The 26,704-nt window shown below is 69.5% G+C and carries 26 protein-coding genes; 20 read left to right on the forward strand and 6 right to left on the reverse strand.

The features are described from left to right. Window positions 1-226: 226 nt before the first annotated feature. Complete coding sequence (locus EDF63_RS19130; RefSeq protein WP_123313288.1) at window positions 227-508, forward strand: YrhB domain-containing protein; 282 nt, start codon at window positions 227-229, stop codon at window positions 506-508. Window positions 509-1,312: 804 nt separating this feature from the next. Beyond that, on the forward strand, window positions 1,313-1,939 hold the full coding sequence (locus tag EDF63_RS12015; protein WP_123313289.1) for a hypothetical protein: 627 nt from the start codon (window positions 1,313-1,315) through the stop codon (window positions 1,937-1,939). Between the two features lie 243 nt (window positions 1,940-2,182). On the opposite strand, the gene EDF63_RS12020 is transcribed toward EDF63_RS12015, so the two are convergent. Together EDF63_RS12020 and EDF63_RS12025 are read right to left on the reverse strand one after the other, a co-directional pair. Continuing rightward, window positions 2,183-3,181, reverse strand: a complete 999-nt coding sequence (locus tag EDF63_RS12020) for a DUF1266 domain-containing protein (protein ID WP_123313290.1) — start codon at window positions 3,179-3,181, stop codon at window positions 2,183-2,185. Window positions 3,182-3,207: 26 nt separating this feature from the next. Further along, complete coding sequence (locus EDF63_RS12025; RefSeq protein ID WP_123313291.1) at window positions 3,208-4,470, reverse strand: DNA recombination protein RmuC; 1,263 nt, start codon at window positions 4,468-4,470, stop codon at window positions 3,208-3,210. A gap of 190 nt (window positions 4,471-4,660) precedes the next feature. Between EDF63_RS12025 and iolC the strand changes: the two genes are divergently transcribed. The 11 genes from iolC to EDF63_RS12080 all read left to right on the forward strand — a co-directional run bounded on the left by iolC (window position 4,661) and on the right by EDF63_RS12080 (window position 16,771). Continuing rightward, window positions 4,661-5,677 carry a 5-dehydro-2-deoxygluconokinase gene (gene iolC / locus EDF63_RS12030; RefSeq protein ID WP_123313292.1) on the forward strand — a complete coding sequence of 339 codons (1,017 nt, stop codon included), beginning with the start codon at window positions 4,661-4,663 and terminating at the stop codon, window positions 5,675-5,677. Then, entirely contained in the window at window positions 5,670-6,611 is a 942-nt protein-coding gene (locus EDF63_RS12035) for a class I fructose-bisphosphate aldolase (protein ID WP_123313293.1), read from the forward strand. The genes iolC and EDF63_RS12035 overlap by 8 nt, the downstream gene beginning before the upstream one ends. Next, window positions 6,608-8,119, forward strand: a complete 1,512-nt coding sequence (locus EDF63_RS12040; protein WP_185021408.1) for a CoA-acylating methylmalonate-semialdehyde dehydrogenase — start codon at window positions 6,608-6,610, stop codon at window positions 8,117-8,119. Before EDF63_RS12035 ends, EDF63_RS12040 begins: the two co-directional genes overlap by 4 nt. Before the next feature lie 8 nt (window positions 8,120-8,127). Further along, entirely contained in the window at window positions 8,128-9,060 is a 933-nt protein-coding gene (gene iolB / locus EDF63_RS12045; protein WP_185021409.1) for a 5-deoxy-glucuronate isomerase, read from the forward strand. 17 nt (window positions 9,061-9,077) lie between these two features. After that, window positions 9,078-10,985, forward strand: a complete 1,908-nt coding sequence (iolD, locus tag EDF63_RS12050) for a 3D-(3,5/4)-trihydroxycyclohexane-1,2-dione acylhydrolase (decyclizing) (protein ID WP_221180568.1) — start codon at window positions 9,078-9,080, stop codon at window positions 10,983-10,985. A gap of 50 nt (window positions 10,986-11,035) precedes the next feature. Beyond that, on the forward strand, window positions 11,036-11,962 hold the full coding sequence (locus EDF63_RS12055) for a sugar phosphate isomerase/epimerase (protein ID WP_123313294.1): 927 nt from the start codon (window positions 11,036-11,038) through the stop codon (window positions 11,960-11,962). A gap of 51 nt (window positions 11,963-12,013) precedes the next feature. Next, a complete protein-coding gene (locus tag EDF63_RS12060) occupies window positions 12,014-13,045 on the forward strand; it encodes a Gfo/Idh/MocA family protein (protein ID WP_123313295.1) in 1,032 nt (343 codons plus the stop codon). 3 nt (window positions 13,046-13,048) lie between these two features. Continuing rightward, a complete protein-coding gene (locus EDF63_RS12065) occupies window positions 13,049-13,918 on the forward strand; it encodes a sugar phosphate isomerase/epimerase (RefSeq protein WP_111084937.1) in 870 nt (289 codons plus the stop codon). Beyond that, window positions 13,915-15,027, forward strand: coding sequence for a transaldolase family protein (locus EDF63_RS12070; RefSeq protein WP_123313296.1), 1,113 nt, complete (start codon window positions 13,915-13,917; stop codon window positions 15,025-15,027). The genes EDF63_RS12065 and EDF63_RS12070 overlap by 4 nt, the downstream gene beginning before the upstream one ends. Continuing rightward, window positions 15,024-16,241 carry a Gfo/Idh/MocA family protein gene (locus EDF63_RS12075; RefSeq protein WP_123313297.1) on the forward strand — a complete coding sequence of 406 codons (1,218 nt, stop codon included), beginning with the start codon at window positions 15,024-15,026 and terminating at the stop codon, window positions 16,239-16,241. The genes EDF63_RS12070 and EDF63_RS12075 overlap by 4 nt, the downstream gene beginning before the upstream one ends. Window positions 16,242-16,363: 122 nt before the next feature. Then, window positions 16,364-16,771 (forward strand): tautomerase family protein, encoded by a 408-nt coding sequence (locus EDF63_RS12080; RefSeq protein ID WP_123313298.1) that lies wholly within the window; start codon window positions 16,364-16,366, stop codon window positions 16,769-16,771. 150 nt (window positions 16,772-16,921) lie between these two features. Here the strand turns inward: EDF63_RS12080 and EDF63_RS12085 are convergent, their stop codons facing one another. Together EDF63_RS12085 and EDF63_RS19135 are read right to left on the reverse strand one after the other, a co-directional pair. Continuing rightward, a complete protein-coding gene (locus tag EDF63_RS12085; RefSeq protein ID WP_123313299.1) occupies window positions 16,922-17,680 on the reverse strand; it encodes a GntR family transcriptional regulator in 759 nt (252 codons plus the stop codon). Between the two features lie 133 nt (window positions 17,681-17,813). Then, window positions 17,814-18,980 carry an exonuclease domain-containing protein gene (locus EDF63_RS19135; protein WP_395871928.1) on the reverse strand — a complete coding sequence of 389 codons (1,167 nt, stop codon included), beginning with the start codon at window positions 18,978-18,980 and terminating at the stop codon, window positions 17,814-17,816. Between the two features lie 91 nt (window positions 18,981-19,071). Here EDF63_RS19135 and EDF63_RS12095 point away from each other — a divergent pair, with 91 nt between their 5' ends. The 5 genes from EDF63_RS12095 (at window position 19,072) to EDF63_RS12115 (ending at window position 21,933) form a co-directional block, all read left to right on the forward strand. After that, window positions 19,072-19,629, forward strand: coding sequence for a hypothetical protein (locus tag EDF63_RS12095; RefSeq protein WP_123313300.1), 558 nt, complete (start codon window positions 19,072-19,074; stop codon window positions 19,627-19,629). 9 nt (window positions 19,630-19,638) lie between these two features. Further along, a complete protein-coding gene (locus EDF63_RS12100; RefSeq protein ID WP_148061774.1) occupies window positions 19,639-19,848 on the forward strand; it encodes a hypothetical protein in 210 nt (69 codons plus the stop codon). 59 nt (window positions 19,849-19,907) lie between these two features. Beyond that, window positions 19,908-20,981, forward strand: a complete 1,074-nt coding sequence (gene ychF, locus EDF63_RS12105) for a redox-regulated ATPase YchF (protein WP_123313302.1) — start codon at window positions 19,908-19,910, stop codon at window positions 20,979-20,981. A 29-nt stretch (window positions 20,982-21,010) separates the two neighbouring features. After that, window positions 21,011-21,400, forward strand: coding sequence for a DUF2510 domain-containing protein (locus EDF63_RS12110; RefSeq protein WP_123313303.1), 390 nt, complete (start codon window positions 21,011-21,013; stop codon window positions 21,398-21,400). Window positions 21,401-21,468: 68 nt separating this feature from the next. After that, window positions 21,469-21,933, forward strand: coding sequence for a phage tail protein (locus EDF63_RS12115; RefSeq protein ID WP_123294134.1), 465 nt, complete (start codon window positions 21,469-21,471; stop codon window positions 21,931-21,933). Window positions 21,934-22,606: 673 nt separating this feature from the next. Here the strand turns inward: EDF63_RS12115 and EDF63_RS12125 are convergent. Beyond that, on the reverse strand, window positions 22,607-22,894 hold the full coding sequence (locus EDF63_RS12125; RefSeq protein ID WP_131845315.1) for a hypothetical protein: 288 nt from the start codon (window positions 22,892-22,894) through the stop codon (window positions 22,607-22,609). A 273-nt stretch (window positions 22,895-23,167) separates the two neighbouring features. Next, entirely contained in the window at window positions 23,168-23,779 is a 612-nt protein-coding gene (locus tag EDF63_RS12130) for an HD domain-containing protein (protein WP_123313306.1), read from the reverse strand. 137 nt (window positions 23,780-23,916) lie between these two features. On the opposite strand from EDF63_RS12130, the gene EDF63_RS12135 reads away from it, so the two are divergent. Together EDF63_RS12135 and EDF63_RS12140 are read left to right on the forward strand one after the other, a co-directional pair. Next, the gene (locus tag EDF63_RS12135; protein ID WP_123313307.1) at window positions 23,917-24,744 is read left to right on the forward strand and encodes a hypothetical protein; all 828 of its coding nucleotides are present in this window, start codon (window positions 23,917-23,919) and stop codon (window positions 24,742-24,744) included. After that, window positions 24,741-26,627, forward strand: coding sequence for an amidase family protein (locus EDF63_RS12140; protein ID WP_123313308.1), 1,887 nt, complete (start codon window positions 24,741-24,743; stop codon window positions 26,625-26,627). Before EDF63_RS12135 ends, EDF63_RS12140 begins: the two co-directional genes overlap by 4 nt. The last annotated feature ends 77 nt before the right edge of the window (window positions 26,628-26,704 follow it).

The raw sequence follows: 26,704 nt of genomic DNA on the forward strand, positions 1-26,704 counted from the left end.
GACAGTGCGACAGCGCAGAAAGACGTGCCTGCCCCAGCTACACGAGTGGAAGTGGAACTCCTCTGGTGAGGGGGCTCGTGGCGTTGTCTTTGGGACCAGGGCGGGTACCGATCCAGTCGGCCAGCATGATCGGAATGGCGTTGCGTTTCTCGACGGACAGTCAGGAACGTTTGCCAAGTTGGAGAACTTCGATCAACTCTTCCTACTCAAGACACGGTGATCTTGCATGCGAACTCTGAAGGATGCTCAGGACGAATTTGCGACGGAAGTGCGCGCTGACGAAGACCTTAGTTGGGATAGGGGATGGATCGAGACCGACGATTGGTGGATCGTTCTGTACAACAGTCGAGAGTATTACGAGACACAAAACCCATTGTTTAGCCTAGCTGGAAATGGCCCCTTTGTTGTACCAAAAGACGGCAGTGCCTGTTTTGCTCTTCAAACGAACACATCGGTTGAATCACAAATAGAGGAACGGGGCCAGCGGGTCATCAGTCGGTCTCGGTGAAGCCAATTCCGGCTCGAGCGGAGGAGAACGAGGTGACGGTCGAGGGTCCACCCGCAGAGTTCTTAGCTGGAACTCTTTGCGATTGCTCGGGATTCCGTTGACCGTTGGTCGGGTAGCAGGGCAAGGCAGGAACTGATCAAGCGCCAATCTGAATTGATCCGACGATCTGCCAAGTCTCACACTGATTTTCCGGTGCAGGGGCCGAGTACACGAACCTCATCAATCGTTGACGGCAAAAGAGGTTGAACGCTTCACGAAGCGTGGCCACGCCGAGCCCAGAACGCTGGGGGCGCTGAGGGTCGGATAAAGTCGCAAGGCGCGAATTGGTTGAAAGCGAATCCAGATGGGTCTCACGACCCCCGAAGCTCCCCGCTCCGACTGCTCGTACGACGTTCTCTCCCCGTGCGACCGAATCGATCGAACCCACATCCGGTCTCTGTGGACGACGCGGTGGCTGGCGCCAGTGCAATGCTGAGTGCCGGAGCGAAGGCCAGGTTGGTCGGTGCAGACGGCTTCACCGCTCAAGGGCTGGCACGAGCGTTCCTGGCGCCGAAGCCGTTGATCAAGGTGCTCGATCGTGCGGCTAAGCTCGAGCGGAGGCAGACGGCGTGAATGATCTAGAGGCATTCAATTGACTGAACTACGGCTTGACAAGAGCGTGGATGGCGTCGGCGCTCGATATGTGCCCAGAAACTTTCCCCCAGCGCGGGCTGACGCACATTGGCGCGGTGCTTCTTTCAATGCCGAGGGTGATTGATGTTCAGATTCGGTAGAGCCGAGAACTCGAGGACAATTGAGGAACCCGTGATCGAGCACGGATACCTCTACATGCAGAAGTGGAATCACTTCACCCGGACGCCGGATCCGAGAGGATTCCTGAGCGAGCAAGAGTGTCGCGGGCGTTGGCACCAGCATCAGGATGACCAGATGGACTGGTTCACTGTGGTCCCCGCCGAACCGAGCGTCGGCACCTTCGTGAGGCGGGACGACGGCGGCTTTGAAATCGATCCCGCATCCGCTGTACCGTCCTGGACCATGGAGGTCACGCCTCGGGGCGGAATTGCCATCGACGGGCCAGCTTTCCAAGTGTTCGTTTGGGACGCAAACAATCGCAATGTGACCCTTGCCACGTATTCGAACCGGTGGGGCGGACGGCTGTTCCTCAGCGAAGTGATCTACAAGATCTTCCCCGAACCTGATGACTTCAGACCGAAGGAACGTGCACTGGCCAACAAGCCCCTGTTCTCCAATCAATTGCACCTGTCTCCGAACGGCGAGGGGCAGCGCACGCGGATCGATCACTCCAAACAGACAAAAGACCTGGAGCAGTTCCACGGAGTTGACGTCGAGCCGAACTGGGCGAACACGCCGGGTTTTGGTGATTGGGAAGCGTTGTCGAAGAAGGTCCTCGAGGGTAACCCCCTCATCTGATTCGTCAGCTGGCCAGGCAGAATGACCGATGGCCTTCTCGTCGCGAAAGAACACGTGTGGGACCGCAACGCCGAGGCCGTCCGCGCGCTCCCCGGGTACTCCGACGCATGAGCCGTCGCCCCGAGGAGGATCCGGTCGCGGTCAGGAAACCGACGCGTCGTCCTCGTCCGCCCACAGCGGGTCGCTGACGGTCCGGGGCAACAGCGCCCCCGGCGACGCAGGCCACGGCAGCCGCGTGACCGGTCAGTTCGAGGCAAAGAGCTCACGCCGCCCGGCATCGAAATCCTGCACCTTCTTGAGCTCGTCGTAGACCAGGGCGTAGGCGGCGCGCAGGTTGTCGAAGTAGTCGTCCCACGAGTCGAACAGGGTGAACGCGACGTCGGAGACCAGGTCGATCGACGCCCAGGCATCGTCCTCGCTCAGGAGCCCCGCGGCGTACGCACCTCGGACGGCGGTGACGGCGTTCTTGACGTCCATCGACCAGAGCAGCTTCGGCGGGCGGTCCGCTCGGCGGTCGAGCAGGTTCGACCCCGCCCAGGGATCGGTGCCGAGCAGCGAGGACAGCCGAGTGAGCCGAGCCTCGCCCTCGGCGGAACGGCTCAACGCGAGGAACTGCCACGACACGCTCTTCGGACCGAGCAGGTCGACGGCGAAGGCCTGTCCGTCCCGCCCGCTGGCGATCTTGTACGCCTCATCGAGTTCGCGGCGCAGAAAGGTCACGGGCGGCAGGGGAATCGTCACGAAGGGAGAACGTGTGGCGTCCTGCAGGTACTCGCCGCCGAGTTCGACCCGCGCACCGTACGGGGCGAGGGACGCCGGCCACCAGCCCTCGTGGAAGTCGCCGAACGAGGTGAGCGCCAGCTGCTGCAGCCGGCGGGCGGGCAGCTCGCGAGCGCCGGTGCGCTCACGGTACCGCCGCTGTTCCCGCACCGGCAGCCCGATGTCACGGAGCGAGGTGATGAAGGTCAACACGAACCACACGACGATGGCGACCAAGAAGCAGCGCCACACCGCTTGGATGCCGTTCCCGAAGTGCTGCCGGACGTCGTACGGTGCGAGGATCGAGATCAGGAGCACGGCGAAGAACGCGACGATCGCGATCGCCATGATGATCCATGCTGCGGCGCGGTCTCGTCGCCGCCCGGTCTGCTTCCGCGCCTTGGCGACCATCGCCCGGTGCCGCCAGCGTGGACGGACCGGGAACTCGCGGTCGCCGGGATGGTTCTGCAGTGCTTCCCCCATGACGAACGATCGTAGCGAGCCGACGGTCAGTCCTCGTCGACCGCCCCCACCAGCTCCGGCGCCGTGAGCAACCGCGGCTCGTCCTCGATCGACGCGGGGTCCGCGATGACCTTCGACTCGTCGAGCAGCGACAACCGCCGTGCACTCGGCAGCACCTGCCGCTCGAGCGACCCCACGAACCGGTTGTAGTCGACGACGGAGCCCCGGATCGAACGCCCGAGCTTGTCGACGTGCCCCGCCATCGTGGACAGCCGGCCGTAGAGCTCGCGTGAGACGCGGAAGAGCTCGTGCGCTTCTTGCGAGACGACGTCCTGCTGCCACGAGAACGCCACGGTCTTCAGCACGGACCACAGGGTCACGGGTGAGGCGAGGGCGATGCGCTTGCGGAAGGCGTGGTCGAGCAGGCCGGGGTCGGCGGCGAGGGCGCTCGAGATGAGTGACTCGGACGGGATGAAGGCGACGGTGAGCTCGGGGGAGGCGTCGTAACCGGTCCAGTACTCGCGCGCGGCCAGGGCGTCGACGTGTGCGCGGAGCGCCTTGACGTGTTGGGCGATGAGCTGGTCGCGTCGAGCCCCCTCGGCTCCGGTGGCGGTCGCCGGGATCTCGGCGGCCTGCAGGTAGGCGCTGAACGGCACCTTGGCGTCGACGGCGATGGTCTTGCCGCCGGGCAGGTGCACGACCATGTCGGGTCGAGCGGTGCCGGACGAGGTGGTGACCGACGACTGCACGTCGAAGTCGACCCGCTCGAGCAACCCGGCGGCCTCGACCACGTTGCGCAGCTGCGTCTCGCCCCACACGCCGCGGGTGCTGTTCGACGACAGGGCGCTGGCCAGGGTGTCGGCCGTGGCACGCAGACGTTCCTCGGACTCGGCGGCCGACCGAAGCTGCGCCGACAGCGCGCCGTACTGCTCGCTGCGGGACTGCTCGAGCTCGGCGATCTTCGTGCGCATCACGTCGAGGGTCTGGGCAACGGGGCTGAGCGCGGACAGCACCTTCGACTCGTTCTGGTTCCGGGCCGAGTCGGCGCCGTGCATCCGCTGCACGAGGTGCTCGAGCTCGGCGGCACGACGTTCGAGGGAGTCGACCTGTCGGCGGTACTGGGCGTCCTGTGCGTCGAGACGCTCCTCGGCGTCGCGGCGGACCTCGTCGAGCCGCGTGCGGAGTGCCTCGGCGCTCGCGCGCGCCGCCGCGGCGTCGACGCCGGCGCGCGACCGCGCGAGCGACCAGGCGACGACCGCACCGACGGCGATGCCGATCACGAGACCGATGACCAGGGCGAGGATCTGCATGTCGTGACCCTGGCAGAACCCACCGACACCGGGCCTCCCGGCCCACCGACACCGCGCCTCCCGGCACACCGACGCGACCACCGGGCCGGCGGAACCGGTCCCGGGAAACCATGTCATGACATTAGGGCAAACACGGTGTACAGTCGTGATCGTCCGCCGATGAAGCCGCACGGAAGGTCCACCACGTCGCATGACGAACCACGCTCCCCACGCCTACGACGTGATCACGATGGGACGCGTCAGCGTCGACATCTACCCGCAGCAGACCGGCCCGCTCGAGGACGTCTCGACCTTCTCGAAGTCCGTCGGCGGCAGCGCGACCAACGTCGCCATCGCCGCAGCGCGCCACGGTGCCGATGCCGCGGTCATCACCCGGACGGGCAACGACCCGTTCGGCCGGTACATCGCCCGCACCCTGCCGGAGTTCGGCGTCGCGAACGCCTTCGTCGAGACGGTCGAGGGGCTGAACACCCCCGTCGCGTTCTGCGAGATCTTCCCGCCGGACGACTTCCCGCTGTACTTCTACCGGGCACCGAAGGCGCCGGACCTGATGATCACGGCGAAGTCCCTGCCGCTGCACGAGATCGAGCGGGCGAAGATCTTCTGGACGACGGTGACCGGCCTGAGCGAAGAGCCGAGCCGCCAGGCGCACCACGTCGCGTACGAAGCGCGTTCCGCCGCGCAGAACAGCACGAAGACCCACACCGTGTTGGACCTGGACTACCGCTCGATGTTCTGGTCGAGCCCCGAGGCCGCGACGCGCGAGGTCGCCGTCGCCCTCGAACACGCCACGGTCGCCGTCGGCAACCGCGAGGAGTGCGAGGTCGCCGTCGGAGAGACCGACCCGGTCCGCGCCGCCGACGCCCTGCTCGAGCGCGGGGTCGAGATCGCCATCGTCAAGCAGGGCCCCAAGGGCGTGCTGGCGAAGACCCGCGACGAGTTCGTCGAGTTCCGCCCGCACCACATCGACGTCGTCAACGGGCTCGGCTCGGGCGACGGCTTCGGCGGCGCGCTGACCCACGGCCTGCTGCAGGGCTGGGGCCTCGAGCGGATCCTCGCGTTCTGCAACGCCGCCGGCGCCATCGTCGCGACGCGGTTCGAGTGCTCGACGGCGATGCCCACGAGCGACGAGATCGAGGCGTTCATCGCCAGCAACCCCGCTGACGGCACCAACCACACGAGCACCGAGGAGAAGACCCATGCCTGAGATCAGCCCCGCTGACTTCCAGCGCCTCCGGGACATCCGCGCCGGACAGCCCGAACTGGTGCGGTCCGTGCTCGACGCTCGGCACAAGCGCTCCCTGCTCGCCGACGACGGCAAGCTCTTCATCGTCGCCGCGGACCACCCGGCACGCGGTGCCCTGGCGGTCCGGAACGACGAGTCCGCGATGGCCGACCGCTACGACCTGCTCGAGCGGCTCGTCACGGCGCTCGGCCGCCCCGGCGTCGACGGGGTGCTCGGCACGCCCGACATCCTCGAGGACCTGGCACTGCTCGGCGCCCTCGACGGCAAGGTCGTCGTCGGGTCGATGAACCGCGGCGGACTGCGCGGGGCGACGTTCGAGATGGACGACCGCTACACGGCGTACTCGGCACAGGCCATCAAGGACTCCGGGCTCGACTTCGCCAAGCTCCTCGTGCGCATCGCCCTCGAGGACGCGGGCACGGCACCGACGCTCGAGGCCACGGCCCGTGCGGTCAGCGAGTCCGCCGCACTCCAGCTGCCGATCATGCTCGAGCCGTTCATGTCCGCGTGGCAGGACGGCCGGGTGGTGAACGACCTGACCGCCGACGCCGTCATCACCTCGATGGCGATCGCCGCGGGCCTGGGGGAGTCCAGCGCCTACAGCTGGCTGAAGATCCCGGTCGTCGACGACATGGAGCGGGTGATGGCGGCGACGACGCTGCCGACGCTCCTGCTCGGGGGCGACCCGTCGAGCAAACCGCTCGAGACCTACGCCAAGTGGGCCGACGCCCTCGCGCTCCCCGGCGTACGCGGCCTGGTCGTCGGCCGCACCCTGCTCTACCCGCCGGACGGCGACGTCGCCACCGCGGTCGACGTGGCCGCGGGTCTCGTCCACACCGGCAGCGCCGGCGCCACGCACGCAGCAACCACCACACTCGAAGGAAGCAACGCATGACCACCACGGAGACCGCCACCACCACCGTCGGCCACTGGATCGGCGGCAAGCACGTCGAGTCCGCGTCGGGCAACAGCGCCCCCGTGTACGACCCGGCACTGGGCATCGCGACGAAGCAGGTCGCCCTGGCGAACGAGGACGAGGTCCAGGCCGCCATCGCGAGCGCCAAGGCGGCGTTCCCGGCGTGGAGCAACCTGTCGCTCACCAAGCGCCAGCAGATCCTGTTCTCGTTCCGCGAGATCCTGAACCGCGACAAGGGCGAGCTCGCCGAGATCATCACGAGCGAGCACGGCAAGGTCATCGACGACGCCCTGGGCGAGATCGCCCGTGGGCAGGAGGTCGTGGAGCTCGCCACGAACATCCCGAGCCTGATGAAGGGCGAGTTCTCCGACCAGGTCTCGACCGGCATCGACGTCTACTCGATCCGGCAGCCGCTCGGTGTCGTGGGCATCATCAGCCCGTTCAACTTCCCGGCGATGGTGCCGCTGTGGTTCCTGCCGATCGCGATCGCGGCGGGCAACACCGTCGTGCTGAAGCCGTCCGAGAAGGACCCGAGCGCCGCCATCTGGCTCGCCGAGAAGTTCACCGAGGCCGGTCTGCCCGACGGCGTCTTCAACGTGCTCAACGGCGACAAGCTCTCCGTCGACGGGCTGCTGACCAGCCCGGACGTCGAGTCGATCTCGTTCGTCGGTTCCACGCCGATCGCGCAGTACGTCTACGAGACCGGCACGAAGCACGGCAAGCGCGTGCAGGCCCTCGGCGGCGCGAAGAACCACATGCTCGTGCTGCCGGACGCGGACCTCGACCTGGTCGCCGACAACGCCATCAACGCGGGCTTCGGATCCGCCGGTGAGCGCTGCATGGCGATCTCGGTCGTCGTCGCCGTCGAGCCGGTGGCCGACGAGCTCATCCAGAAGATCACGGACCGCGCGGCGACCCTGCGCATCGGCGACGGTCGTCGCGGGTGCGACATGGGCCCGCTCGTCACGAAGCAGCACCGTGACAAGGTCGCCTCGTACATCGAGGTCGCAGAGCAGGACGGTGCGGTGGTTGTGGTGGACGGCCGCACCGTCCGACCCGACGGCGACGAGAACGGCTTCTGGCTGGGCCCGACGCTGATCGACCAGGTCCCCACCACGAGCCGCGTCTACACCGAGGAGATCTTCGGCCCGGTGCTCAGCGTCGTCCGCGTCGCCACGTACGAAGAGGGCCTCGAGCTCATCAACTCGGGTGCGTACGGCAACGGGACCGCCATCTTCACCAACGACGGCGGCGCCGCGCGTCGCTTCCAGCGCGACGTGCAGGTCGGCATGATCGGCATCAACGTCCCGATCCCCGTGCCGGTCGCGTACTACTCGTTCGGCGGCTGGAAGAACTCGCTGTTCGGTGACCACAAGGCGTACGGCGCCGACGGCGTGAGCTTCTTCACCCGCCAGAAGGCGATCACGAGCCGTTGGCTCGACCCGTCGCACGGCGGCATCAACCTCGGCTTCCCGTCGAACAACTGAGCCGCAGCATGGCGAACGAACAGCACGAGCACGACCAGTGGTTCATCCCGGCGGGCTCCCGGCCCGAGGCGGGCTGGACCGACGTCGTCGACGGTCGCATCGCAGGATGGACGCACACCGGGCTCCGGACCGGCACCCTGACGGACAGCGACCCGACCGGCACACGCGAGCTGCGCCTCCCGGCCGACGCCGTGGAGCGCATCGTCGTGCCGCTCGCCGGGGCGTTCCACGTGACCTACGCGGGCGCCGCCGGTGACGGCGAGCAGGCCCTGCAGGGGCGCGCGAGCGTGTTCGAGGGTCCCACCGACGTCCTGTACCTAGGGTCCGGCTCAGCGGCGACGATCACCGGCAGCGGCCGGTTCGCGGTCGCCGAGGCGCCCACAGACACCGTCAAGCCGACCACGTACGTGGCCCGGCAGGACGTGCCGGTCGAGCTCCGCGGTGCCGGGCAGTCCAGCCGGCAGGTGCACAACTTCGGCACCCCGGCCGCCCTCGACGCCGTGAAGTTCATCGTGTGCGAGGTGATCACGCCGGCCGGCAACTGGTCGTCGTACCCGCCGCACAAGCACGACACGAACGTGCCCGGCGAGGAGTCGAACCTCGAGGAGATCTACTACTACGAGTCCGCGGTCGCACGCGGCCTCTCCGCTCCGGCCAGCGCCGATCCCTTCGCGCTGCACCGGACCTACGCCTCGGACGACCGTCCGATCGACGAGTTCCGCGAAGTCCGCACCGGCGACGTCGCGCTCGTCCCGCACGGGTGGCACGGCCCCGCCGTCGCCGCCCCCGGCTACGACATGTACTACCTCAACGTGATGGCCGGGCCCGACCCGGAGCGCGTCTGGAACATCACCGACGACCCGGCGCACGGCTGGGTCCGCCAGGCATGGGCGAGCGAGCAGCTCGATCCGCGCCTGCCCTACGAAAGGAAGCAGGCGTGATCACCACCACGCGCCGGATGACCGTCGGCCAGGCACTCGTCGAGTTCCTGGCCAACCAGTGGACCGTCGACGGCGACGTCCGCGAACGCACCATCCCGGGCATCTTCGGCATCTTCGGGCACGGCAACGTCGCCGGCGTCGGACAGGCCATCAAGCAGCTCCACGTCGAGCAGCCCGGACTGCTGCCGTACCACCAGGCCCGCAACGAGCAGGCGATGGTGCACGAGGCCGTCGGCTTCGCCCGCATGCACCGCCGCCGTGCGACCTTCGCCGCGACGGCGTCGGTCGGTCCGGGTGCCGCGAACATGCTCACCGCCGCCGCACTCGCGACGACGAACCGCCTGCCCGCACTGCTGCTGCCGTCGGACACGTTCGCCACGCGGACCACCGACCCGGTGCTCCAGCAGATCGAACTGCCGCACGACACCTCCCTGCAGGTGACCGACGCGTTCCGTCCGCTGTCGCGCTACTTCGACCGTGTCGAGCGGCCCGAGCAGCTGTTCTCGATCGCCCTCGCGGCGATGCGGGTGCTGACCGACCCGGCGGAGACCGGTGCCGTGACGATCGCCCTGCCGGAGGACGTGCAGGCCGAGGAGTTCGACGTCCCCGTCGCGTTCCTGCAGCCGCGCGAGTGGCACATCCGCCGTCCGCTGCCCGAGCACGGGCCGCTGGCGCGTGCGGTCGCCGCGATCCGGGCGGCGAAGCGCCCCGTCATCGTCGCGGGCGGTGGCGTGCTGTACTCCGGCGCGGAGCACGAGCTCGCCGCCTTCGTCGAAGCGACCGGCATCCCGGTCGGCACCTCGCAGGCCGGCGGCGGATCGCTCGTCTGGGACCACCCGCAGTCCCTCGGTGGCATCGGCGCGACCGGCACGGCCGCCGCGAACGCGGTCGCCGCGCAGGCGGACGTCGTGATCGGGATCGGGACGCGCTACAGCGACTTCACGACCGCGTCGCGGACCGCGTTCCAGAACCCGGACGTCACGTTCGTGAACGTCAACGTGGCCGCGTTCGACGCCTACAAGCACGGTTCGCAGCTGCCGCTGATCGCGGATGCCCGGGAGGCCCTGGTCGCGTTGACCGCGGCACTCACGTCGACCGGGTCGTCACCCGCAGAGCCCGCGTACGTCGTCGACGCCGCCTACGCTGCGGAGATCGCCTCGCTGAAGGCCGCGTGGGACGCCGCCGTCGACGGCGCGTTCGCGCCGTCCGGCGCGGACCTGCCCGGCCAGCCGGAGATCATCGGCGCCGTGCAGTCGGTGTCCGACCCCCGCGACGTCGTCATCCAGGCGGCCGGCTCGCTGCCCGGCGACCTGCACAAGCTCTGGCGCGTGCGGGACGCCCTCGGCTACCACGTCGAGTACGCGTTCTCGTGCATGGGCTACGAGATCGCCGGCGGCATCGGCGTCCGTCGTGGCGCCCCGGACCGCGACGCGATCGTCATGGTCGGCGACGGCAGCTACCTCATGCTGCACACCGAGCTCGTCACCGCCGTGGCCGAGGGCATCAAGATCATCGTGGTACTCATCCAGAACCACGGGTACGCGTCGATCGGGCACCTGTCCGAGACCGTCGGGTCCGAGCGCTACGGCACGAAGTACCGCTACCTGGACGAGACGCAGTCGTTCGACAACGGCGACCCGCTGCCCGTCGACCTCGCGGCGAACGCGCGGTCGTACGGCGTCGACGTGATCGAGGTCCAGCCCGGCCCGGACAGCATCGAGGACCTCAAGGCCGCGCTGCGTCAGGCGAAGGCGAACGACCACACCACCCTCGTGCACATCAACTCGGACCCGCTGGTCTACGCCCCCGAGGGCGACGGCTGGTGGGACGTGCCGGTCGCGCAGACCTCGACGCTGTCGAGCACGCAGACCGCCCGCGCCGAGTACGAGCAGCAGGTCGCCGCCCAGCGCCCGCTGCTCGGCTGAGCACCACCGTCCACCACACGCACCACACCCAGAGAGCAGACGACGACGTCATGACCGACACCGCCACCGCAACCGACGCCATCCGGATCGGCACCGCCCCCGACTCGTGGGGCGTCTGGTTCCCCGACGACCCGAACCAGGTGCCGTGGAAGCGCTTCCTCGACGAGGCGGCCGCCGCCGGGTACGAGTGGATCGAGCTCGGACCGTACGGCTACCTGCCGACCGACCCGTCGCAGCTGTCCGACGAGCTCGAGTCGCGCGGGCTGAAGCTCTCCGCCGGCACCGTGTTCACCGGGTTCCACAAGGGCGAGGACCAGTTCCAGCGCGCCTGGGACCAGGCCGTGGCGGTCGCGGGTCTGGCGGCCAAGCTCGGCGCCCAGCACCTCGTGACGATCCCGGACCTGTGGCGCTCGGACGCCACGGAAGAGGTACTCGAGTCGCGCACCCTGACCGACGAGCAGTGGGACCGCCTCGGCAAGGGGCACGACCAGCTCGGCAAGGCGCTGCTCGAGGAGTACGGCGTCCACCAGCAGTTCCACACGCACGCTGACAGCCACGTCGGCACCTACAAGGAGACCGTGCGGTTCCTCGAGGTGACGAACCCGGAGTACACGAACCTCTGCCTCGACACCGGCCACTTCGCGTACTACGGCGGCGACAACCTCAAGCTCATCGCCGCGCACCCGGAGCGCATCGGGTACCTGCACCTCAAGCAGGTCGACACCGACCTGCTGTTCGACGTGCTGAAGAACGACGTGCCGTTCGCCACCGCCGTGTCGCAGGGCATCATGACCGAGCCGCCGCGCGGTACCCCGGAACTCGCCCCGATCATCGAGGCCGTCGCGAAGATCAACCCGGACGTCTTCGGCATCGTCGAGCAGGACATGTACGGCTGCTCGGTCGACGCCCCCGGCCCGATCGCCGAGCGCACGTTCCAGCACATCTTCGGTTCCACGTCCGCCGCCCGCGTGTCCTGACCGGCCACCAACAGCCGTCCACGCAGCGTCATCTACCCCAGGAGCACCGCCATGAGCACCACTGACAACCTCCGCGTCGCCGTCGTCGGCGCGGGCGCCATGGGCAGCGACCACATCCGTCGCATCACCTCGACCATCGCCGGCGCCGACGTCGTCGCCATCGTCGACCCCGACAGCGGCCGCGCGACCGCCGCCGCGGCGAAGGCGCCCGGCGCGATCACCGCGGCGTCGTTCGAGGAAGCACTCGACGCCACCGCGATCGACGCCGTCATCGTCGCGACGCCGGGCTTCCTGCACGAGCCGGTCCTGGTGCCGGCGCTCGAGCGCGGCCTGGCCGTCCTGTGCGAGAAGCCGCTCACCACGTCGGCCGAGGACTCCCTGCGGATCGTCGAGCTCGAGCAGCAGCACGCCGACCGCCCGAAGATCCAGGTCGGCTTCATGCGCCGCTTCGACAAGGGGTACCAGGAGCTGCGTGCCCTGCGGGAGTCCGGTGCCAGCGGCGCCCTGCTCGCGCTGCACCACGCGCACCGCAACCCGACCACACCGCCGAACTTCAGCGAGTCGATGCTCATCCACGACTCGGTGATCCACGAGATCGACATCATCCCGTTCATCACGGGCGAGGCGATCACGAGCGTCGAGGTCAAGAAGCCCCGCAAGAACTCGCTCGCGCCGGCCGACCTGCCCGAGCCGCAGTTCGTGCTGTTCACCACCGAGTCCGGCACCATGGCGATCGTCGAGATCAACGTGAACGCCCAGTTCGGCTACCAGGTCACGACCGACGCGGTGTTCGAGTCCGGGGTCGCCTACATCGGCCGCGAGACCTCGTTGAACCTCGTGTCGCAGGGCGTCTCCGGTCAAGGAGTCACCCCGACGTTCGTCGAGCGCTTCGGTGCCGCCTACGACGAAGAGGTGCAGCGTTGGGTCGACGCCGCGCGGGCCGGTGGGATCGACGGGCCGAGCGCCTGGGACGGGTACACGGCGTCGGTCGTCGCCGAGGTCGCCGTGCGTGCGCAGCAGTCCGGTGCGCTCGAACCGATCACGTACGCGACCGCGAAGCCCGCCTTCTACGAGACGGCCTGATCGATGCCGAAGATCGCACTCGACCCCACGCCGTACCACCACGACCTGTCGCTGCTGGAGTTCCCGCAGAAGGTCGCCGACCTCGGCTACGAGTACCTGCAGCTCACCCCGCACAAGGACTTCATCCCGTTCTACCGGCACCCGACGGCCGACGACGACCTCGTCGACGCGTTCGCCGCGGCGTGCACGACGGCCGGGGTGCAGGTCGCATCGGTCCTGCCCGTCCTGCGCTGGGCCGGTCCGGACAAGGAGGCCCGCGAGGCCGCCGTCAAGAAGTGGAAGCGGGTCATCGAGATCACGAAGCGCCTCGGCGTGGACACGATCAACACGGAGTTCTCCGGCCGCCCCGAGCGCGCCGAGGAGTCCGAGGACCAGTTCCACTGGGCGATGGAGGAACTGCTGCCGATCATCGAGGACTCCGGCATCCGGGTCCTGATCGACCCGCACCCCGACGACTTCGTCGAGGACGGGCTCGAGGCACTCCGGGTGATCCGTGGCCTGAACTCGAAGAGCATCGGCTTCGTCTACGTCGCCTGCCACACGTTCCACTACGGCGGCAACATGGACGAGATCATCGACGCCGCGGGCGACTCCCTGCAGCTCGTGCACGTCGCCGACGCCTACGACCACCACCGGTCGCACGGGCTGCGCTACATCACGAACCCGCCCGGCAACCCGGTCCGGGTGCACCAGCACCTGCCGGTCGGGCAGGCGGACGTCGACTTCGACGCCTTCTGGGCCGCCCTCGACCGGGTCGGCTTCACGGCGCGCGAGGACACCGTGGCGGTGTCGAGCGTCTTCGCGGAGGACGAGAACGCCGACCAGGTCTCGCGCTTCCAGCTCGACACGATCAAGAAGGGACTCACACGATGACCGACACCCTCGAGACCACGACGCCCACCGGCGCCGACACCCGACCCGTCACGCTGCAGGCCGCGTCGCAGACCGTGACCGCCCTGTGGAACGACTCCGCCGACCCGCGCGAGCTGTCGACCGCGATCCACGAGTACGGCGCCGTCGGGGCGACCTGCAACCCGGTGATCGCGTACACGTGCATCAAGCAGGACCCGGAGACCTGGGTGCCGCGCATCCGCGAGATCGCCGCCGAGCATCCGACGGCGGGGGAATCCTGGATCGGTTGGAAGGCCGTCGAGGAGCTCTCCATCGCCGCGGCCGAGCAGCTGCTGCCCGCGTTCGAGGCGTCCGGCGGCCGCAACGGTCGCCTGTCGATGCAGACCGACCCGCGGTTCCACCGCGACGCGGACGCCCTGGTCGAGCAGGCCGTGCGGTTCTCGCAGCTCGCCCCGAACATCATCGTGAAGATCCCCGCCACCAAGGTCGGCATCGCCGCGATCGAGGAGGCCGCGTACCGCGGTGTCTCGATCAACGCGACCGTGTCCTTCACGGTGCCGCAGGTCGTGGCCGTCGGCGAGGCCATCGAGCGCGCGCTCGACCGTCGTGCCGCCGACGGGCTGCCCGACCAGGAGTTCGGCCACGTCGTCACGCTGATGGCCGGCCGGTTCGACGACTGGCTGAAGACCGTCGTCAAGCGCGACCACGTCCTGGTCGACCCCGGCATCCTCGAGTGGGCCGGCGTCGCCGCGGTGAAGAACGCCTACCGCGTGTTCCAGGAGCGTGGTTTCCGGTCGCGCGTGCTCGTCGCCGCCTTCCGCAACGCGCTGCAGTGGTCGGAGTTCCAGGGCGGCGACCTCGTCGTCTCCCCGCCGTTCCAGTGGTCGAAGGACATCAACGCGAACGCGTTCCCGTTCCGTCCGGACGCCATCCACGACGAGGTGCCGGCCGACGTCATCGCAGCCCTGCGTGCCGCGACCCCTGAGTTCGCGCGCGGCTACGACGTCGACGGCATGACGATCGACGAGTTCGACCGGTTCGGTGCCACGGTGACCACCCTGCGCCAGTTCCTCGACGCCGACGCGCAGCTCGACGCCCTGGTCCGCGACATCATCGTCCCCGCCGCATGACGTCGACGGACGCAGCCGTGCCGGACACCATCGGCGTCGGCCTCATCTCGGTCGGCTGGATGGGGCGGCTGCACTCGCGGGCCTACCGCGCCCTGCCGGACCACTTCCCCGAGCTCGGCGTGCACCCCCGGCTCGTCGTCGCCGCGGACCCGATCGAGGCCGCTCGCGACCAGGCCGTCACCCGCCTGGGCTACGAGCGGGCCGTCGCCGACTACCACGAGGTCCTCGCCGACCCGGCCGTCGACGTCGTCTCGATCTGCTCGCCGAACTTCCTGCACCGCGAGATGGCGGTCGCTGCTGCCGAAGCGGGCAAGCCGTTCTGGATCGAGAAGCCGATGGGCCGCTACGCCAGCGACTCACGCGAGATCCACGAGGCCGTGCAGCGCGCAGGCGTCATCACGAGCGTCGGGTTCAACTACCGGCACGCGCCGGCGATCGAGCGGGCGCGGGAACTCGTCCGCAGCGGCCGCCTCGGTCGGATCACGAACGTGCGGGGTTCGCTGCTCGCCGACTACTCGTCCGACCCCGCGGCGCCGCTGACCTGGCGCTTCGAGCGGGAGCGTGCCGGTTCGGGCGTGCTCGGCGACCTGCTCTCGCACGGCCTCGACCTGGCGCAGTACGTCGTCGGTCGGATCGCCAGCGTGAGCGCCCTCGCCGAGACCTTCATCCAGGAGCGCCCGAAGCCGGCCGCGGGCATCGTCGACCGGAGCGCCGCAGCCACCGGTGCGCTCGGCCGCGTCGAGAACGAGGACTACGCCGCCCTGCTCTTCCGCTTCGAGGACGGCGCCGTCGGCACCATGGACTCGAGCCGTGTCATGCGGGGACCGCACGCCGAGTACACGCTCGAGATCTACGGCACCAAGGGCTCGGTGCGGTGGGACTTCCAGCGTCTCAACGAGCTCGAGGTGTACCTCGACGGGCACGAGGTGGACGGCTACGCCACGCACTACGTCGCCGCGGGTGACGGCGAGTTCGCGCGCTTCCAGCCCGGCGCCGGTACGGCCATGGGCTACGACGACCTGAAGACGATCGAGGCCGCCCAGTTCATCGCGAGCGTCCGTCGCAGGGAGCAGCTCGCCCCGTCCGTCGCCGACGGACTGGCCGCAGCGTCCATCGTCGAGGCGGCGGAGGCGTCCCTCGCCGACGGTGCGTGGCACGACGTCGCGCGCGTCGACGGGCCGCTCACGTACGCGGCGGCGACCCCCGTGCTCTAGACGGTCGCGGACGACGGACGGGAGGCGCGGTGCCAGCTGGCACCGCGCCTCCCGTCTCTCTGTTGTCGGCTCTCGATCCATGTTAGTTTGTCAGGACAAAGTCCCGAACAGCAGGAGGCACCATGCCGCTCGTCCGTATCGACCTCGCCACCGGCCGCACGCCGCAGGCGGTGCGCGCCATCGCCGACGCCATCCACCAGGCCATCGTCGACGTGTACGCGATCCCCGTGCGTGACCGGTTCCAGGTGATCACCGAGCACCCGGCGCAGCAGATCATCGCCGAGGACGCCGGCCTGGGGTTCGAGCGCACCGAGGGTGTCATCGTCATCCAGGTCTTCACGCAGCGCGGGCGCACCGACGAGGCGAAGACGACGCTGTACGCGGCCATCCACGACGCCCTGGCGGCGATCGGTGTCGCGTCCGAGGATGTCTTCATCGGCTACGTCGAGAACGGCCCGCAGGACTGGTCGTTCGGCTTCGGACGTGCGCAGTACGTGACGGGCGAGCTCGGCGTGCCCTCGCTCGCCTGAGCGCCTGGGCGAGCCCGCTCGTCCCGTCCGTCCGCCCCGAGGTTCCGAAATCTCGGCATCTCGAGGCGTTCAGCGGCCATCCGTGGAACCTCGGCGTCGCGCGTGCGGCGGTTCGTGGAACCTCGACGTCACGCGGTCAGCGCGAACCGCCTACTTGTCGACGAGGGTGACCTCGAACGAGTAGCGGTCGGGGCGGTAGCAGTGCACGCCGTACTCGACCGCGCGGCCCGAGGCGTCGTACGCGGTGCGGCTCATCGTCAGGACCGGGTCACCGTCCTCGATCTCGAGCAGACCGGCCTCTTCGTCGGTGACCGCGCGGGCACCGATCCGCTGCTTCGCCACCCGCATCGTCACACCCCGACCGCGGAGCAGCTGGTACAGCCCGTGGTCCTGCAGATCCTGGTCGGTGATCTCGAGGAACTCCGGCGGCAGGTAGTTCTCGAGGATCGCCATCGGGACGTCCTCGGCGAACCGCACGCGGCGGATGTGCGCCACGGTCGTGCCGGGCTCGACGCTCAGCGCGGCTGCGACGTCGTCCGGAGCCGGCACGTCGTTGCGCTCGAGGAGCTTCGTCGCCGGGGCCTGTGACCCCTGCGCCAGGTCGTCGTACAGGCTCGTGAGCTCGACCTTGCGGGTCACCGGGCCGTGCACGACCTGCGTGCCGATGCCGCGGCGGCGGACGAGCAGCCCCTTGTCGACGAGGTCCTGGATCGCCCGACGGATCGTCGGGCGGGACAGTCCGAGTCGCTCACCGAGCGCGATCTCGTTCTCGAGACGGGCGCCGGGTGGCATCACGCCGGAGCGGATCGACTCCTCGATGCGCGAGGCCACCTGGAAGTAGAGGGGCATGGGACCCGACCGGTCCAGGTCCATGAACAGGTCGGACGGCAGCTGGCCTTCGTTGGTCATCGCGGTCCTTCACACGTGCTGGGTGCCGGCGTCGGTGCCGACGGCAATGTCGTGACAATACCACCGGGGTATCGGCGCCCCGAGCACCGGACAACGGGTGTCGGCTCGAGACCGTCCCACGCTCGCGTTGGGCTCAGTCGGCGAAGACCATCGGGCGGTTCGACAGCCGCGGCTGCGGCGTCGACGACTTCGGCTTCTCGGCGCGGGCCCGGACCGGGGCGATCGTCACCCGGGTCGCCGCACCCAGGGCCTCGACCGTGTCGGTGCCGTGGTGGCCGGCAGCGTGGATGACGATCGCAGCACATGCCTCGGCATCGGCGGCGGCGTCGTGGTGCTGGAAGCCCTCGAACCCGGCGGCCATCGCTGCGACCGGCAGCCGGTAGGAGTCGAGTGTGTAGGTCTTGCGGGCGACCGCGAGCGAGCACATCGAGTGGTGTTCGGCGAGGTCGATGCCGGTCGCGGAACACCCACCGGCGATGACGCCCATGTCGAACCGGGCGTTGTGCGCCACCAGGACGTCACCCTCGGCGAAGGCGACGAGGTCGGGGTACTGCTGCTCCCACGTCTTCGCCCGGACGACGTCCTCGGCGACGATCCCGTGGATCCGGGTGTTCCACTCGAGGAACGCGTCGTGTCCGAGGGGCGGGCGGATGAACCACGACGCCCGGTCGACGACCCGGCCCGCGCGGACCTTGACGAGTCCGACGGAGCACGCACTGGCGGGCGAGCTGTTCGCGGTCTCGAAGTCGATCGCGGTGAAGTTCAACGGCACGGTTCCGATCGTCGCACGGGGCGCCGACATCGCCGGAAGCCGCCTCGGCGTTGCGGCCGGACGCTCAGCGGCGGCGTGCCGACCGGGAACCGCTGCGCCGACGTCGTGCCGTCGCGCGCCAGGTCGCCGTCCGACGCGCACGCTCGCGCTTCCAGTACGGCGCGAGCACCGTGCCCACCATCTCGAACGCCACCGCGACGCCGTCCAGTCGCACCGCAGCGGCAGGCTCTGGACGTGTTCGGTGAGTCCGGCGGTCAGGTCGCCGGTGACGACCGGGAACCCAGAGTCGCGGGGGAGCGGGATCCCGCGGAACCGGTCCTCCTCGGCGTAGTCGATCGTGTCGTCCTCGGGGTCGTAGACGACCAGGACGTCGGCCTCGAGCTCGGCCATCGCGTCGTGCAGCTGCTCGAGCTCAGCGCGAGAGGCCTGCTCGAGGGCGGCGAGGGCCTCCGGTGCGAAGCGCTGCCGCAGCCCCGGCGCTCCCATGCCCACCGAGTGCACACCGCGCTCGTCGCGTTCGAACCACATCGACGTCCTCCTGTTCCGTCGCCCGGTCCGGACGACGGTGACCACGCTGCCAGAAGCCGTCGTGGCGCGTTCCGCGCGGTAGCGTGCGCGCATGGGGAACGACGGAGACGGTCGGCCGCTCGTGCTGGTACTCGCCGGGGCCGGCTACGGGCAACAGGCACCGTTGCTGTGGTGGTCACAGGCCATCGCCTCGGCGGCCGGATGCGAGGTCGTCGCACCGGCCTGGACCATCGACGACGACGCCGGGGCCGACCCGGTGGCGTTCGTCGAGGCCGCGATCGAGGCCGCGCTGGACGATCGCCTACCCGACCTGGTCATCGCGAAGTCGTTCGGGTGCTTCGCCCTGCCGTGGGCGATCCGGAACGACGTCCCCGGGGTCTGGCTCACGCCGGTCCTCACGAACGACGACGTGGCCACGGCGCTCGCCGCCGCCACCGACGCGCACGACGCGATCGGGGGTGGAGACGACACCATGTGGCGGCCCGAGCGGGTCTCGGGGACTGCTGCGCGCCTCCAGACCGTCGACCGTGCCGACCACTCGCTGCAGGTGGCCGGCGACTGGCGGCGCTCGCAACGGCTGCAGGCCGACGTCTTCGACGTCGTCGAGCGTCACGTGGTCGCCCTGGCCTCCCAGCAGCAGCCGGACTAGGTTCAGGACATGGGGGAACCGCGGGACATGGACGAGCTGCTGGCGCAGGCGGAGCGCGTCGACGCAGCACCGCACACCACGCGGCGTGCCGTCGGGTTGGCCACTGCGCTCGTCGCTGCCGGCGCCGCCGCCGCGATCGTGGCCACCGGATCGGCCCGCGGCATCCTCGCCGCGATCCTGTGGCTGATCACGCTGGGCGGGTCGCCACCGCTGGACTGACGGACGGACTGGAGGCCCGGGTCGGCTCCGACAGGCCGCCGCCGGTAGGCTCTTCTTCCGTGGCTCTCACCATCGGAATCGTCGGTCTCCCGAACGTCGGCAAGTCGACCCTGTTCAACGCCCTGACCAAGAACCAGGTCCTCGCCGCGAACTACCCGTTCGCGACGATCGAGCCGAACGTCGGGGTGGTGAACCTGCCCGACTCGCGGCTCGACCAGCTCGCTGAGCTCTTCCACTCGGAGAAGACCGTGCCCGCGCCGGTGTCGTTCGTCGACATCGCCGGCATCGTCAAGGGTGCGAGCGAAGGCGAAGGCCTGGGCAACAAGTTCCTCGCCAACATCCGCGAGGCCGACGCCATCGCGCAGGTCGTCCGCGGCTTCACCGACGACGACGTCGTGCACGTGGCGAACAAGGTGTCCCCGAAGGACGACCTCGAGGTCATCAACACCGAGCTGATCCTCGCCGACATGGAGACGATCGACAAGGCGCTCCCGCGGTACGAGAAGACCGTGAAGCTCAAGCAGGCCGAGCCGATCGTGCTCGAGACCGCTCGCGAGGCCCGTGCCGCGCTCGAGCAGGGCACCCTGCTGTCCGCGACGAAGATCGACCTCGCGCCGATCGCCGAGCTCGGACTCCTGTCGGCCAAGCCCTTCATCTTCGTGTTCAACGTCGACGAGGCGATCCTGACCGACGACGCCCGCAAGGCCGAACTGGCCGCGCTCGTCGCCCCGGCCCAGGCCGTGTTCCTCGACGCCCAGGTCGAGTCGGAGCTCATCGACCTCGACCCCGCCGACGCCGCCGAACTGCTCGAGTCGACCGGCCAGACCGAGTCGGGACTCGACCAGCTCGCCCGCATCGGCTTCGACACCCTAGGGCTGCAGACCTACCTGACGGCCGGTCCGAAGGAAGCCCGCGCATGGACGATCGGCAAGGGGTGGAAGGCACCCCAGGCTGCCGGCGTCATCCACACCGACTTCGAGAAGGGCTTCATCAAGGCCGAGGTCATCTCGTTCGACGACCTGGTCGAGACCGGCTCCATCGCCGAGGCCCGCGCTGCCGGCAAGGCCCGGATCGAGGGCAAGGACTACGTCATGCAGGACGGCGACGTGGTGGAGTTCCGGTTCAACAACTGACCTCGCCGTGCATGCGCCAGGATGAGCCCATGACGAACCCACAGGCAGGTTGGTACGACGACGGTTCCGGCACCATGCGGTGGTGGGACGGTTCCGCGTGGACCGAGCAGGTACAGCCGGAGGCCCCGGGCGCGCCTGGTATCGGTGGGGTGATCGGCCGTATCCAAGCGGAAGCCGCGGCGGGCGGACAGCCTCGGCCGGCGCAGAACGGCATGAGCTACGTCGTCCTCCAGGTGGTCCTGCGGGAGAAGTTCTTCGGGACGGGGTCCGGCAACCTCACGGAGCTGGAGAAGGCGATCAACGCGCAGGCTGCGCTCGGCTACCGGCTCCACACGATCACGACGGCTTCGTCGGGCAGTACTGGCTTCGGTGGCGGAGACAGGCTGCAGGCGACCATGGTGTTCGAGCGGATCAACTGAGCATCCAGGACCGGCCAGCGCGTGGTGGGGGCTAGATTCAGACCGTCCGAGCGCCCGAGGAGGCCCCCATGTCGTACGTCGTCGACTTCGTGAACGTGTCCACGGTGGGTCTGGAGTCCTCGCCGGTCGCCGACGCACTCGCCGGGCTCCGGGCCAACGAGGCGCGGTACTTCGCGAACAAGTACGACCACGTGTTCACCACGCACGCCGCGGCTGATGTTCCGGATCTGGTCGCCTACGTGCGACGGGTGCTCGAGGAGGAGCGCGGGCTGGTCATCGCGTCACCACCGCTCGAGGCCACGGAGGCGCTCGTCGACGGCGTGCGCTGGACGTACGTGTTCTACGAGTCCGGCCTGGCGATCAACGTCCTGTACACGCTCGAGCCGGGCGGCAAGCGCGCCGTCGGCTTCAAGCTGTCCGACGGCATGGACGTGCCCGAGGAACTCGCCGACAAGTTCAAGTTCGCGCGGCAGAAGTCGAAGCTCGCCGGCACGATCCGCGGCTCGTTCTTCGTGGTGAAGGGCGAGTACTGACGTCGCGAAGCCCCCGTGTATGCAAAATGTTTGGTACGGCAGGCAACGCTGATCGACCCTGGTCACCACGAACCGGTGATGAAGGGCAGGGCATGGGCTATGACGGCGACTCTGGTGAAGACTGCGGTGATGCACGGCCTGTACGTCGGGTTCACGGGGGACAGCTCCCGAGCGCGGGCGATGCGGGAGCTGTTGAACGAGAAGCGGGCGTCAGCGGCACGGCGAACGGCAGCCGAGGAGAGGCGGACGCCAACGTCCTCAACATCGCTGCAACGGAGATGTTCAGTGGACCGGTAGCGTCTCCGCGCGTCCTGGCCGAGTACGAGCGGCTCGTTCCGGGAGCGGCCGAGCGGATGATCGACTGCCACCTCCGCTCCGAAGCGGTCGCTGCTGACGCCGTCGAGCGTCTGAGCAGAGCGGAGGCAGTCGCCGTCCTGACGGGTGTCATCGGTGCGCAGGTACTCACCGTCGGAGCGCTCATCGCGGGAGCGATTCTCATCTCGCCGGTCACACGGTCGGGGCGTTCGCTGCGATCGTGCCGGGGGTACTCGGGGCGGCGTCACAGGTCGTGGCTGCGGCCCGTCGAGGTGCGTGACCGTCGCACGGACGGCCCCACGCACGACGAAGCGCCGCCGGGCAGCCCGGCGGCGCTTCGCGTTCGTACTGGTGGGACCTAGGCCGCGAGAGCCATCTCGCCCGCCTGCACGGACTGAGCCTGCAGCAGGGTGCGGCTGGCCTCGCCCGCCCAGGAGCGGCCCGGGACGGTCCAGCCGGCCTCGCCGACGGCGTCCAGACGGGTGCCGCGGGTGACGAAGGTCTGCAGGTCGTCGGCCGCGATGCGCACGAGGTACTCGCGCTGCGAGCGGTCGTCGCGCACGGGGAACTCGGCGATGCGGTCGGGGGTGATCGTCGGGGCCGCGAGTGCGGTCCCGAACACGGTGATTCGTTCGTTGCTGGTCATGGTGCTGTACTTCCTGGTCATTCGGCGCCAGGGCGACTCGGTGTCGGCGGACGTCTCAGTCCGGCACGACGCATCGAGTGCGGGGCGCGCACGTCGAGTTTCAACGTGCTGCTGATCCGTTCGGATCGAGCGGTGGTCTCGCTTGGAATGCGACTCGGGTGAGTCGGTGTCGAGACGATGGTGTGCGCGAGTCAGATGGGTTCGCGGCAGTGCACCAACCAAGAACTATACGCACTCGAAGCGAAGAAGTCCAGCGACGGCCGTGAAGACGGTTCAGGACACCAGGAACGCGTCCCAACGGGCGCCACCGGCAGCCACGTTCCCGGAGCCGTCGAGTCGTGCAGCGGCGGAGGCCGGCTTGCGCGAAGCCTGCGCGTGGATGAGCTCGTCGAACGAGCCGGAGAACCCGAGGCGGGGCAGTGCGGTGGCGACGGCGTGCAGGTCGTCGGTGGACCACCGGGAGAACCCGGCACCGGAGACGTCGAGCGAGGTGGCGACCTCGAGCAGGTGCCCCTCCACGTCCATCGCGGGGTCGACGGAGGTCCACATGTGCCGCTCGATGACCTCACCGACGCGTCGCGCGCGGGCTGCGTCCCATCCGGCGCCGAGGGCGAAGACGGAGCCCACGGCGCCGCCGGCGTCTTCGAACGGCACGGCGTGGGCGTCGAACGACGGTGTCACGCCGAGGTCGTGCAGCATCGTGGCGACGAAGAGCAGCTCGCGGTCGGGCTCGAGGTCGACGGTCGGGGCGAGCAGGACCGCCCACGCCCACGAGCGCAGGCAGTGGTTCACCAGCGCGGGGGAGGACCAGGTGCGGACGACGTCCAACGCCCGTGCGGCGACGGGGGAGGGCGGGGTGAGCAGGGCTTCGACGTCGAGCGACATGGCACGACAGTAGCGGTGCGGCGGAGCCGTAACGACGCGGAAACGTGCCGGGCCCGAGCCGGAAACAGCGCACCGTTAGCTTTCGGATCACTGAGTACCCGCTCAGCACCCGACCTCCTCCCGAAGGACCTGCACCCATGCAGCACCGCCTCCGGCTGCGCCCCCGCGCGACGATCGTGTCCTCGACACTCGTCGCCGCCGGGGCGATCGGCCTCGCCGCCCTGACCGCCGCACCGGCACAGGCAGCGCCGACCGCGACGACCGCGACCATCGACGCCCCCACCACCGCGACCGTCGGCACCGCGTTCGACGTCGACCTGACGATCCCGGCGACGACCGACGTCTACGCGTACGAGATCACGCTCGACGCCGACGCGGACTCCGTGGCGTACGTCGACGACAGCGTCACCGGTCCCGACGGCGGCTTCGACAGTGTCGAGCAGGACGGCGACGCCCTGACGGTCGTGCACACCCGCCTCGGGACCTCCCCGGCGCTCAGTGGCGACCTCGGCGCGTCGATCAGCCTGACGCCGACCGCAGTGGGCAGCGTCGACCTGGCGATCACGAGCATCACGCTCGTCGGCTCCGACGGCACCTCGACGACCCTGACCGACCCGGCGAGCACCTCGATCTCGATCGCTGCAGCGGCGACGGCCACGCCGACGCCCACCCCGACGGCCACGCCCACCCCGGGCGCCACCGCCACGGCCGACCCGGGCTCCGGCGCGGGCGACCCCGACCCGACGGCCACGGCCGGCCCGAGCGACCCCTCCGACCCGACCAACGGCGCCACCGCCGTGGCCGCAGCGGGTGGCGACCGTCCGACCGGCGGTGAACTCGCCTGGACCGGCGCCGACGTCGCCCCGTGGATCGCCGCATCGCTGGCCCTCCTCGCCGCCGGCGGGACCCTGATCACCATGCGTGCGCGCCGCGCCCGCCGCGAGCGCACCGGAGCAGCCGAATGACCGCCAAGAAGCCGGCCGCAAGCAAGCAGGTCGCGGCAACGCCCACGACCAGCCGGAAGCGCACCGCCGTCGCCGGCGCCTCGCTCATCGCCCTCGTCGGCACCGTCCTCGCCGCGACCCCGGCGATCACGGCAGCAGCCGCTCCGGCACCCGTGGACGCCAGCCCCGCCGCGATGCTCGCGCCGTACTACACGGACCTCGACCTGACCGGCGACGACCAGGTCACGAAGTCCGACCTCGCGGTGCTCACCGACCACCTCGGTGCGACGACCGCGAGTACCGACTGGGCGACGGTCAGCGCCGCGGACACCAACGCCGACGGCACGATCACCGTCGCGGACCTCGCGGCGCTGTCCCAGCGGATGATCTACGACGACGGCCCGTTCACGCTCGTCGAGGCGTCCACCATCGACATGCAGGCCGCCATGAACGCCGGGGTCACCACCTCGGTCGCCATCACGCAGGACTACCTCGACCGCATCGCCGCGTACGACCGCACCAAGGTCGACACCGCGTCGACCGGCCGCGCGCTCAACTCGATCGTCACGACGAACGCCGAGGCCCTCGCTGCCGCGAAGACGGCGGACGCCGAGCGTGCCGAGCACGGCATGACGAGCATGCTGCTCGGTGTGCCGATCGCGGTGAAGGACAACTACGACACGAAGGACATGCCGACCACGGGTGGCTGCGGCTGCTGGGACGACAACCAGACCGACACCGACGCCACCATGGTCGCCGGACTGCGCGGTGCCGGTGCGGTGATCCTCGCCAAGGCCAGCCTCGATGAGTTCGCCTACGGCTTCGTCTCGGAGTTCTCGTCGAACCAGCCCGCCGGTTCGTCGTTGCTGGTCGCCAGCCCGTACAACACGGCGCAGACCGCCGGTGGCTCCAGCGGTGGTACCGGTGCGGCGATCGCGGCGAACCTCGCCGGCATCGGGTTCGGCACCGACACGGGCGGCTCGATCCGCATCCCGTCGACGTACAACCAGCTCGTCGGTATCCGCCCGACGGTCGGCCTGGCCAGCCGCGACGGCATCATCCCGCTCGCGCTGTCGCAGGACACCGGCGGGCCCATCGCCCGGTCGGTGACCGACGCGGCCGTCGCGCTCGACGCCGTCACCGGTGTGGACGCCGCGGACCCCGTCACGAGCGCGCAGTCCGGCAAGGTGCCCACCTCGTACACGTCCTCGCTCGACGCCGACTCGCTCGAGGGCGCCCGCATCGGCTACGTCACGAGCATGGTCGGCACGAACGCCACGGCCAAGCGGCTGTTCGACGCGTCCGTCGCGAAGCTCGAGGCGGCCGGCGCGACCGTCGTCCCGATCACCGCGACGACGGCGTTCAACCGGGTCCTGTCCGAGGGCAGCGGCAGCACGAACGAGTTCAAGCACGACCTGGACGAGTACGTCGCGAAGCACCTCGACCCCGACGTGACCGCCCGGTCGCTGCAGGGCATCCTGGCCTCGGGCGAGTACGTGCCGAGCCGCAAGTCGACCTACGAGTCCCGCGACCTGATCACCGACGCGCAGTACCAGGCGTGGGCCGGGCCCACGGGTTCGCACACGACCCAGCTCGCCACCGGCAAGCAGCTCGTCACGCAGATGCTCGACGACCAGGACCTCGACTCGCTGATCTACCCGTCGGGCACGCCGTACGGCACGCAGTCGACGAACATGCGTCTGAGCCCGAACACCGGCATGCCGGCGATCACCGTCCCGATGGGGCAGGCGACCGCGGCCGACGGCACGATCACCGGCGCCGGCGTGAACCTCGAGTTCCTCGGTCGCTCGTTCGACGAGAGCACGCTGATCGGCCTCGGCTACGCCTTCGAGCAGGAGACGACGGCGCGCACCACCCCCGCGCTGTACCCGGCGCTCGGCTGAGCTGAGCGGGTCGCGTGACGCGACCACAGGATGGACGGGAGGCCCGTGGCGACACCGCCACGGGCCTCCCGTCCGTC

The sequence above is a fragment of the Curtobacterium sp. JUb34 genome (assembly GCF_003755065.1).
Lineage (GTDB): Bacteria > Actinomycetota > Actinomycetes > Actinomycetales > Microbacteriaceae > Curtobacterium.

What these genes read in the sequence shown, in the direction of transcription:
- EDF63_RS19135 (WP_395871928.1), bottom strand. Translation starts at nt 18,980, where the DNA reads ATGTGGTTCGAACGCGACGAGCGCGGTGTGCACTCGGTGGGCATGGGA.
- EDF63_RS12095 (WP_123313300.1), top strand. Translation starts at nt 19,072, where the DNA reads ATGGGGAACGACGGAGACGGTCGGCCGCTCGTGCTGGTACTCGCCGGG.
- EDF63_RS12060 (WP_123313295.1), top strand. Translation starts at nt 12,014, where the DNA reads ATGAGCACCACTGACAACCTCCGCGTCGCCGTCGTCGGCGCGGGCGCC.
- iolC (WP_123313292.1), top strand. Translation starts at nt 4,661, where the DNA reads ATGACGAACCACGCTCCCCACGCCTACGACGTGATCACGATGGGACGC.
- EDF63_RS12110 (WP_123313303.1), top strand. Translation starts at nt 21,011, where the DNA reads ATGACGAACCCACAGGCAGGTTGGTACGACGACGGTTCCGGCACCATG.
- EDF63_RS12025 (WP_123313291.1), bottom strand. Translation starts at nt 4,470, where the DNA reads ATGCAGATCCTCGCCCTGGTCATCGGTCTCGTGATCGGCATCGCCGTC.
- EDF63_RS12130 (WP_123313306.1), bottom strand. Translation starts at nt 23,779, where the DNA reads ATGTCGCTCGACGTCGAAGCCCTGCTCACCCCGCCCTCCCCCGTCGCC.
- iolB (WP_185021409.1), top strand. Translation starts at nt 8,128, where the DNA reads ATGGCGAACGAACAGCACGAGCACGACCAGTGGTTCATCCCGGCGGGC.
- EDF63_RS12140 (WP_123313308.1), top strand. Translation starts at nt 24,741, where the DNA reads ATGACCGCCAAGAAGCCGGCCGCAAGCAAGCAGGTCGCGGCAACGCCC.
- EDF63_RS12035 (WP_123313293.1), top strand. Translation starts at nt 5,670, where the DNA reads ATGCCTGAGATCAGCCCCGCTGACTTCCAGCGCCTCCGGGACATCCGC.
- EDF63_RS12075 (WP_123313297.1), top strand. Translation starts at nt 15,024, where the DNA reads ATGACGTCGACGGACGCAGCCGTGCCGGACACCATCGGCGTCGGCCTC.
- EDF63_RS12070 (WP_123313296.1), top strand. Translation starts at nt 13,915, where the DNA reads ATGACCGACACCCTCGAGACCACGACGCCCACCGGCGCCGACACCCGA.
- EDF63_RS12135 (WP_123313307.1), top strand. Translation starts at nt 23,917, where the DNA reads ATGCAGCACCGCCTCCGGCTGCGCCCCCGCGCGACGATCGTGTCCTCG.
- EDF63_RS12085 (WP_123313299.1), bottom strand. Translation starts at nt 17,680, where the DNA reads ATGACCAACGAAGGCCAGCTGCCGTCCGACCTGTTCATGGACCTGGAC.
- EDF63_RS19130 (WP_123313288.1), top strand. Translation starts at nt 227, where the DNA reads ATGCGAACTCTGAAGGATGCTCAGGACGAATTTGCGACGGAAGTGCGC.
- iolD (WP_221180568.1), top strand. Translation starts at nt 9,078, where the DNA reads ATGACCGTCGGCCAGGCACTCGTCGAGTTCCTGGCCAACCAGTGGACC.
- EDF63_RS12020 (WP_123313290.1), bottom strand. Translation starts at nt 3,181, where the DNA reads ATGGGGGAAGCACTGCAGAACCATCCCGGCGACCGCGAGTTCCCGGTC.
- EDF63_RS12100 (WP_148061774.1), top strand. Translation starts at nt 19,639, where the DNA reads ATGGGGGAACCGCGGGACATGGACGAGCTGCTGGCGCAGGCGGAGCGC.
- EDF63_RS12055 (WP_123313294.1), top strand. Translation starts at nt 11,036, where the DNA reads ATGACCGACACCGCCACCGCAACCGACGCCATCCGGATCGGCACCGCC.
- EDF63_RS12080 (WP_123313298.1), top strand. Translation starts at nt 16,364, where the DNA reads ATGCCGCTCGTCCGTATCGACCTCGCCACCGGCCGCACGCCGCAGGCG.
- EDF63_RS12125 (WP_131845315.1), bottom strand. Translation starts at nt 22,894, where the DNA reads ATGACCAGCAACGAACGAATCACCGTGTTCGGGACCGCACTCGCGGCC.
- EDF63_RS12065 (WP_111084937.1), top strand. Translation starts at nt 13,049, where the DNA reads ATGCCGAAGATCGCACTCGACCCCACGCCGTACCACCACGACCTGTCG.
- EDF63_RS12115 (WP_123294134.1), top strand. Translation starts at nt 21,469, where the DNA reads ATGTCGTACGTCGTCGACTTCGTGAACGTGTCCACGGTGGGTCTGGAG.
- EDF63_RS12040 (WP_185021408.1), top strand. Translation starts at nt 6,608, where the DNA reads ATGACCACCACGGAGACCGCCACCACCACCGTCGGCCACTGGATCGGC.